5 protein-coding genes and 2 pseudogenes are annotated in these 6785 nt (G+C 65.0%); 3 read left to right on the top strand and 4 right to left on the bottom strand.

What is annotated here, in order from left to right:
* The 3 genes and pseudogenes from Q0741_RS25570 to Q0741_RS25560 all read right to left on the bottom strand — a co-directional run.
* Positions 1 to 288: pseudogene (locus tag Q0741_RS25570) on the bottom strand (hypothetical protein); the annotation flags it as partial.
* 171 nt (positions 289 to 459) lie between these two features.
* Complete coding sequence (locus Q0741_RS25565) at positions 460 to 867, bottom strand: hypothetical protein (protein ID WP_298236016.1); 408 nt, start codon at positions 865 to 867, stop codon at positions 460 to 462.
* Between the two features lie 171 nt (positions 868 to 1038).
* A complete protein-coding gene (locus tag Q0741_RS25560; protein WP_298236015.1) occupies positions 1039 to 2307 on the bottom strand; it encodes a replication initiation protein in 1269 nt (422 codons plus the stop codon).
* A gap of 480 nt (positions 2308 to 2787) precedes the next feature.
* On the opposite strand from Q0741_RS25560, the gene Q0741_RS25555 reads away from it, so the two are divergent.
* Both Q0741_RS25555 and Q0741_RS25550 read left to right on the top strand, forming a co-directional pair.
* Positions 2788 to 3981: a ParA family protein gene (locus tag Q0741_RS25555; protein ID WP_298236014.1), complete on the top strand. Its 1194-nt coding sequence runs from the start codon at positions 2788 to 2790 to the stop codon at positions 3979 to 3981.
* The gene (locus tag Q0741_RS25550; RefSeq protein WP_298236013.1) at positions 3981 to 5114 is read left to right on the top strand and encodes a ParB/RepB/Spo0J family partition protein; all 1134 of its coding nucleotides are present in this window, start codon (positions 3981 to 3983) and stop codon (positions 5112 to 5114) included. Before Q0741_RS25555 ends, Q0741_RS25550 begins: the two co-directional genes overlap by 1 nt.
* 595 nt (positions 5115 to 5709) lie before the next feature.
* On the opposite strand, the pseudogene Q0741_RS25545 reads toward Q0741_RS25550, so the two are convergent.
* Positions 5710 to 5862: pseudogene (locus Q0741_RS25545) on the bottom strand (ParA family protein); the annotation flags it as partial.
* Between the two features lie 155 nt (positions 5863 to 6017).
* Between Q0741_RS25545 and Q0741_RS25540 the strand changes: the two are divergent.
* Complete coding sequence (locus tag Q0741_RS25540; RefSeq protein ID WP_298236012.1) at positions 6018 to 6620, top strand: hypothetical protein; 603 nt, start codon at positions 6018 to 6020, stop codon at positions 6618 to 6620.
* The last annotated feature ends 165 nt before the right edge of the window (positions 6621 to 6785 follow it).

Here is a 6785-nt window from a genome sequence, read left to right as displayed (position 1 = left end):
CAGCAGCTGCGGCGCCCCGATCAGCTGATCGGCCTCGTCCACATCCGGCACGCGCTCGGGCCACATGGCATGGATGCGTTCGGGCGAGCGGTAGAGCAGGCCCTGCTCCATGGCGACGAAGCCGCGGCTGTCACAGGCGCATTGCGACACGAACGCGGCCAGGCGGGCCGGGGTGTGGATGCCGAAGCGCTCGCACGCCTGCTTCAGCAGCGGGGCAAAGACGGTGGCGATGCGGGGCGTGATGCCCGTCGCCTTGAGCATGGTGTTGAGAATGGAATGCAAAGCCATGAGACGTGGCAGCCGGGCTGCGATGTCGTGCGGGTGGAAAGCGGTACGGGAGACCTGGCCGGCGCAGCACGGGCATGCGGCACCACCGGTCTCCGGTCCACCAGGGCGATGGGAAAAGCGAGCTCTTCCTTGCGTCAGGCCGCTCGGATCAGGGAAGAGGAGCGTCGATGGCTACAGCCGCGCGAAGCTCGGCACGGTGCCGCCCGCGCGCTGCACACCGGCTGCAGCCATCGCGGCGGACGCCAGGTCCTGGGCGTCGGGCCAGCGGTAGGTCCGCGTGAGCGTGCGGCCGTCGCTGGCACGGCAGCGGCCGTGGCTGGGCACCAGGCCGGACTCGGACAGCAACTCGAACACCTTCACGGCCTCGGTCAGGCGCGTGGTCTCGACCACGTGCACGAGGTCGCCGTAGCCGTCCTCGATGCCGATGCGAATGGGCCTGGCTTCGGGATCGGCCGGCGGCTGGTGTCTCTGGAGTTCCAGCAGACGCAGCCGCAGCTCGATGCAGTCAGGCCAGTTGATGGTGCCCAGCGACAGCTCGGGGACTCGAAATGCGATCTTCGATTTGTGGGTACTGCTCATGCCGGGACATTTGCAATCCCGAGGCCCGCCGCGGGCATTGCGCTCCCGGGTCGTTTCCTCGCTGACCCGGGTTCGGCAGAGGGAACTTTGGCGGTCGGCGCTGCGGATCGCTCTGGCGCTGGACCTCGGTTCCCTGGATCGTGACAGCCCATCAGGGCCGGCCCGGCCGGCCTACGACGCCTCGCGGTTGCTGGCGAAGAAGCGCAGCAACCACGAGCGAAGCGCGGGCGCCTGCCACTGCCCCGCGTCCAGTCGCGAGCGCAGCAGCGGGGTGAGTTGTACGCCTCGGGCCACCAAGTCCTCGCGCAGCCGCTGCAGCCACCGGAACTGCTGCTCGCGCGATAGCGCGGCAAAGGCCCGCTCCGCCTCCGCCAGCTTGTCCTGCTCCGGCGTTGCCATCGGCTGTGCCGCGGGTGCGGCCGGCGCGGGCAGCCCCGGGTTGGCGTCCCCCGCCCTCCGCTTGTCCGGTACACCGCCGAGGAGCCACTTCAGGTAGGAGAGCCGGTTGACGATGGGCGTCTTGGCCGAGGCCACGTGCTGTGCCAGCGTCTCCAGTGCGAGCGCCACCGCCTCCTGCCCGTAGCGCTCGGCCAGGACGTCGAAGTCCTGCTCACGGATGTCCAGCGCCAGCGCCCTGCCCTGCACCGTCACGTCCACCGGAAGCCCGGCCTCGAGTGCCGCGACACGCTGCTGGTCCTTGCGCCGAACCAGGAACTGCACCTCGCCGGAGAACTTCCCGTTCTTCTTGTGCTCCACGAGCTCGATCTCGATTTCGGAGAGCTCGTTGATGTTGCGCACCGCGGGCGCCACGAACTCATTCTTGAACTTGCGCCACTCCCGCAGCTTGGACTGGTCGGTGCCGCGCAACACGGGCAGCCACCAGGTCCAGTCCTGACGCACCGTGCGGCCCACGCTCTGGTAGCGCGCGCAGATCTCGTACAGCGCCACGGCGCAGTAGGTCCCCAGCCGGGCAACGGTTTCCAGGTTGACCTGGGCCCAGCGCTCGGGGTCGAGCATCTGGCGCTTGATGGCCGGCGGATACCACCACCGCACCCAGTTCTCGCGCCCGACCTTGTAGAAGTCCGCCTGCGACAGCAGCGTGAAGATCTGCTCCCGTTCCGCTTCGCCCGGCATGACGTCCCCGGGCGAGAGCTGCCGCCACTCGATGATGGTGGTCATCATCTCCTTGAGGTAGCGCTTGGCCGAGGCGGTGGCGGAACTGTCGGTACCGGCGTGGTAGAGGATGGCATGCAGCGGCGCGGCATAGCCCTCCTCCCGCGTGTCACCCGCGGATTGCGCCAGCCGCCCCATGACGTTGTAGACCTTGCGTGCCGTGACGGTGAGCGAACGGTTGACCGGCACGATGGCCAGCACCGACACCGGCTTGTTGAACGCGGTCTCCGCTTCTTGCAGCTGCGCCGGCCGGGGATGGGGGGACATGGAACACAAGTATATGTCCAAGGACTCTTGGACAAGACAAGGCATGTGCCGCGCAGCACCCGCATGGTCCACATGACTGAAAAAACCGGACGAAAGTGCGCCTGAGCCCCATGTGGCTCACCTCAACTTATCCACAGTCCGGCCATTTCTCGTTTTGCCTTGCCTGAAAAGCCCGGACACTTGGACTGAAAACCCCGGACAAATTGACAGGAAAAGCCGGACACTTGGACTGAAAACCCCGGACATACGATCTCTGCAAGTGCTTGTCACAAAAGGGTAAAAACCACTTATCCACAGGCCTAAATGTATTAAAGAGGTTTAAAGACTTCTTAAAGCGGAAGTTTTGAGCAAGAAAACTGTGAACCCTGCTACAGGCAGCAATGCTCAGCATTAGATGCAGAAATGGCGTGCCTCTGCAAATTCTGCATCCCCTCATAGAATGCAGCGACATGTGTCGTGCCCTGCTGAAGGAGAAAAGACTTGGAAGCTATCCAGCTTGCCGCCACGGAAGACATCACGTTGCCGTCCATCCTGGAACAGGCCGAGCGAGTGAAGGACGTCGTGGCTTACGCGCGCGAAACGATGCTGGCTCCTACCCAGCGCAAGAAGCCCCCGGTGTTCTCGACCGCCAAGCTCATGGAACTCACCGGGCTGCAGAAGCCGCAGGTGGACTACAGGCTGCGGCGTGGTGAACTGCCCAGCGGCCGGCTCACGCCCAGCGGGGCCCGCCGCGAGTTCACGCTGAACGAAACCAGGGTGTGGGTTCGCGAAAGCCGGCGCAACGAACTGCGTCCCGCCAGCGCCACGGCCATCACCATCGCCATCGGCAATTTCAAGGGGGGGGTCAGCAAGACGACCACGGCAGCAACCTTGGCGCAGGGGCTGAGCCTGCGGGGCCACAGCGTGCTGCTCATCGACTGCGACCCGCAGGGCAGTCTCACCACGCTCATGGGCATCCTGCCGGATTCCGAAGTGGAGTTGGACGACACCGTGATGCCGCTGTTTTCGGGCAAGCAGCCGGACATCACCTATGCGGTACGCAGCACGTATTGGGACGGTATCGACCTGGTGGCCGCCGCGCCCGTCCTGTTCGGCGCGGAGTTCGCGTTGCCGGCCCGGCAGACACAGGAGCCGGGTTTCGAGTTCTGGAGCGTGCTCGACTACGGTCTGGACGCGGTGCGCGAGAAGTACGACTTCATCATCATCGACACGCCCCCTGCCCTGTCGTACACGACGATCAACGCGCTGATGGCGGCCAACGGAATCATCATGCCGCTGCCGCCCAACCCGCTGGACTTCGCATCCTCGGCCCAGTTCTGGGACTTGTTCGGCGACCTCACGAACCAGCTCATCACGCAGCGCGGGGGGCATAAATCCTTTGCCTTCGTGGACGTGCTGCCCACCAAGGTCGAGTCCACCGATCAGACGAGTCTGCTGGTGAAGAAGTGGATGGCTTCGGCCTACGGCGACAAGCTCGTAAGCGTCGAGATCCCCAAGACCGCGGCGGCCAACGCTTCGAGCGCGGAGTTCGGCACGGTCTACGACCAGATCGAGAGCGGCTCCGCCCGGACCTTCAAGCGGGCCACCGATGCCTATGACCGGCTGGTCGAACTGATCGAGGACCAAGCGCAGATGTTCTGGCACAAGCAGCTCAGCCAGGGCGGAGGCGCGTGATGGTGACGAGGAAGAAGGGCCACGACGTCGACTGGAGCAACGTTCCGCGCCGTGTGGTGGCGACGGCTGGCGCCTCGGCTGCGGCGCCGGTGGTGCCGCCGTCCCCGGCTCCAGCAGCCCCTGCGGTGCCAGTGGCGGAGCCCGTGCCGGTGGCTCCCGTGCCCGCGCCGGCTCCCGCCGCGGTTGCCAAGCCCAGGACTGGGCCGGGCTACAACGCGCTGCAGATCTTCACCGGCAACGCGCTGCAGGAGCGCATCGCCGAGCTGGAGGAGGAAGTCCGCCGCGTGAGCGGGCAGCGTGGCGCGGTCGCGCTCGATCCGCGCAGCATCGCACCGAGCCGCTGGGCCAACCGCCACGAGACTTCCTATGCCGGCAAGGCGTACGAAGAGCTCAAGGCGGAGATCAGGGATGCGGGTGCGAACGTGCAGCCGATCATGGTGCGGCCCATGCCTTCGCCGAAAGACGGCGGCCCGCAATACGAGATCGTGTTTGGGCATCGGCGCCATCGGGCCTGCCTGGAGGGCGGCGTACCCGTACACGCCGTCATCAGGGAGGTCAGTGACCAAGAGCTCTTCGGCTTCATGGAGCGCGAGAACCGCACGCGTCAAAACCTCTCGGCCTACGAGCAGGGGATGATGTACCGGCGGGCGCTCGACGAGGGCCTGTTCCCGTCGCTGCGCCAGCTTGCGGCCCATATCGGCAGGGACCATGGCGATCTTTCCAAGGCACTGCGCATTGCCGCGCTCCCTCCCGAGGTCGTCGCCGCCTTCGCGTCGCCCAACGACATCCAGTTCCGCTGGGCTTCCGTTCTCACGGACGCACTGGAGCGAGACCGCGCAGCGGTCCTGCGCGTTGCCGCGGATCCACTGCTCAAGGAACTGCCGCCCCGCCGGGTTTTCGAAGCGCTCACCGGCAAGGGTGGTGGACCGTCCACCACCCCATCGGCCCGCAGGACGGTGGAGGACGCTTCTACCGCGTCCGATCCGGCGCCGCAGCGCTTCGAGCTGGGCAAGGGCAGGGCGCTGGTCGTGCGCAAGGCCGGCAACCGGATGGTGCTGGAGCTGGACGGCGCATCCGTGCCGCCGGAACGTTGGGCAGAGCTGGCGTCCAAGCTGGGCAGGCTGCTTCGCTAGGCACGCATTAGCGCAGTGGTGGACCGTCCACCACTGCATGGGCAGTTTCGCCGGACAGAGCACGTGCCCGCGTCCCATGTGCCCGGTTCAGTCGTGCCTTGCGTGGGTGGGTGGTGGACGGTCCACCACTGCGCGGTGGAGGACAGCGCCGGTCAGGGGAAGGGTGGTGGACCGTCCACCACCGCCTGGCCAGGGCCGCAGGACTGGGCATGCATCGCCTGCCCGCTTCAATCAGCTCTTGCGTGATCCCGTGGTGGACGGTCCACCACCGTGCAGTGACATGCCTCCCGCCGCCGCTATGGCCTTGGTAGCGCCTCTCTTGGGAGGGTGGTGGACCGTCCACCACTTCACGCCAAGGCGGCGGCGCGTCCCCCGCTGTCGCGGACGCCCAGCTTTGGAATTGGCCTTCAAAAACCGCCCTTGGATTAGTGCCCTTATCTAGACCCAGCAAAAAGCCGGGGCAAGTCGGTGTGCTGAGGCTTCAGGTGAAGCAGTGCCCGAGGTGCTGCCGCGGCCGAACATCACCTCGTTGTATCCGGCTACGCTGGCTGCTGCGCACCTGCTGCAGTACCGGGAACGGGTTGACGAATCCGCTCTTGCGAAACGCCGTCCACGCGGACGCGCTTGCCTGCTTGATGTCGCCGTCCACCAGCAAGACCCCTTGCCCTAGGCGTGCACGCCCTGCGGCGAGGTTCACTGCGGTTGTCGTCTTGCCGGTGCCGCCCTTCTCAGCTACCACTGCCAAGATCTGGCGTTCCCCTGTGTCAAATTTGATACGGTCTTTCCTGTGGCTCTGTGCTACGGATTAGCACGGTTGCCGGCCGATTCCCTTGAATACCGTTGATTTTCGCTCTTAGTGCGTATCAGTATCATGCGGACCACCCATTCAAATTTGATACGCAAATGGCAACTATCAGGGGTGACATTGACACCACGTACTTAACGCAGCAGCGCGACGCATTCGCCTCCGGCCTTGTGGCGAAGGTCGGGCCGAATGCATACAGCGTGTGGATGGCAATCAAGAGCCACGCGGACTGGAACACGGGTGAGGCGTGGTGCGGCGTGCGCCGCATTGCTGAGATGGCCGGCATGTCGCCCATGACAGCTCAGCGGGCCATCAAGGCACTGCTGAGCGAGCACCTGCTGCGCGTCGTACGCAAGGACGGCCAGAAGGTGATTTACATCGCGCGCGAGCGCATGGACGTTCGCCTGGGGGCGATCAAGGTGGCGACGATCGCTATCGACTATGTGCCCAACAGCATGCGTGAGCGCTTGGCCGAGATGAAGGAGCGCGCCAGCCGCGGGGAGCTGATCGACTTGGGTAGCGATGACGTGCATGCCTACTACTCGATCATCCCGAACCCGGACGCCAAGCACGATCCAGCCTCCGGCCACTACGTTGGGCGCATTCGCGCTGATGACGTACCTGTCCACGAGGATTTGGACAGTTCCCGTCTGCCACAAAATGCGGCAACCGTGCTAATTGGTAGCACGGAAAAGCGTTGAACCGTGCTACCAGCTAGCACGGTTTCCGCCAAACCGTGCTAGCTGGTAGCACAGAACAATATAGATATTGAATCCAACAATACGCCGCTCGCTGTGCAAAACCTGTGCAGGCCCGCAGAGGGCCGACCAGAAGAAAAACAGCCCTCCAGGGCTGCTTTGTGGACA

The sequence above is a fragment of the uncultured Azohydromonas sp. genome, assembly GCF_937926365.1.
Lineage (GTDB): Bacteria > Pseudomonadota > Gammaproteobacteria > Burkholderiales > Burkholderiaceae_C > Azohydromonas.
Note: the sequence above shows the minus strand (reverse complement) of the source record. Positions and strands in the feature narration are given on the sequence as shown.

Bases quoted from the DNA above. Each gene is read 5' to 3' on its own strand.
- Q0741_RS25550 (WP_298236013.1), top strand. From the start codon at position 3,981: ATGGTGACGAGGAAGAAGGGCCACGACGTCGACTGGAGCAACGTTCCG.
- Q0741_RS25560 (WP_298236015.1), bottom strand. From the start codon at position 2,307: ATGTCCCCCCATCCCCGGCCGGCGCAGCTGCAAGAAGCGGAGACCGCG.
- Q0741_RS25540 (WP_298236012.1), top strand. From the start codon at position 6,018: ATGGCAACTATCAGGGGTGACATTGACACCACGTACTTAACGCAGCAG.
- Q0741_RS25565 (WP_298236016.1), bottom strand. From the start codon at position 867: ATGAGCAGTACCCACAAATCGAAGATCGCATTTCGAGTCCCCGAGCTG.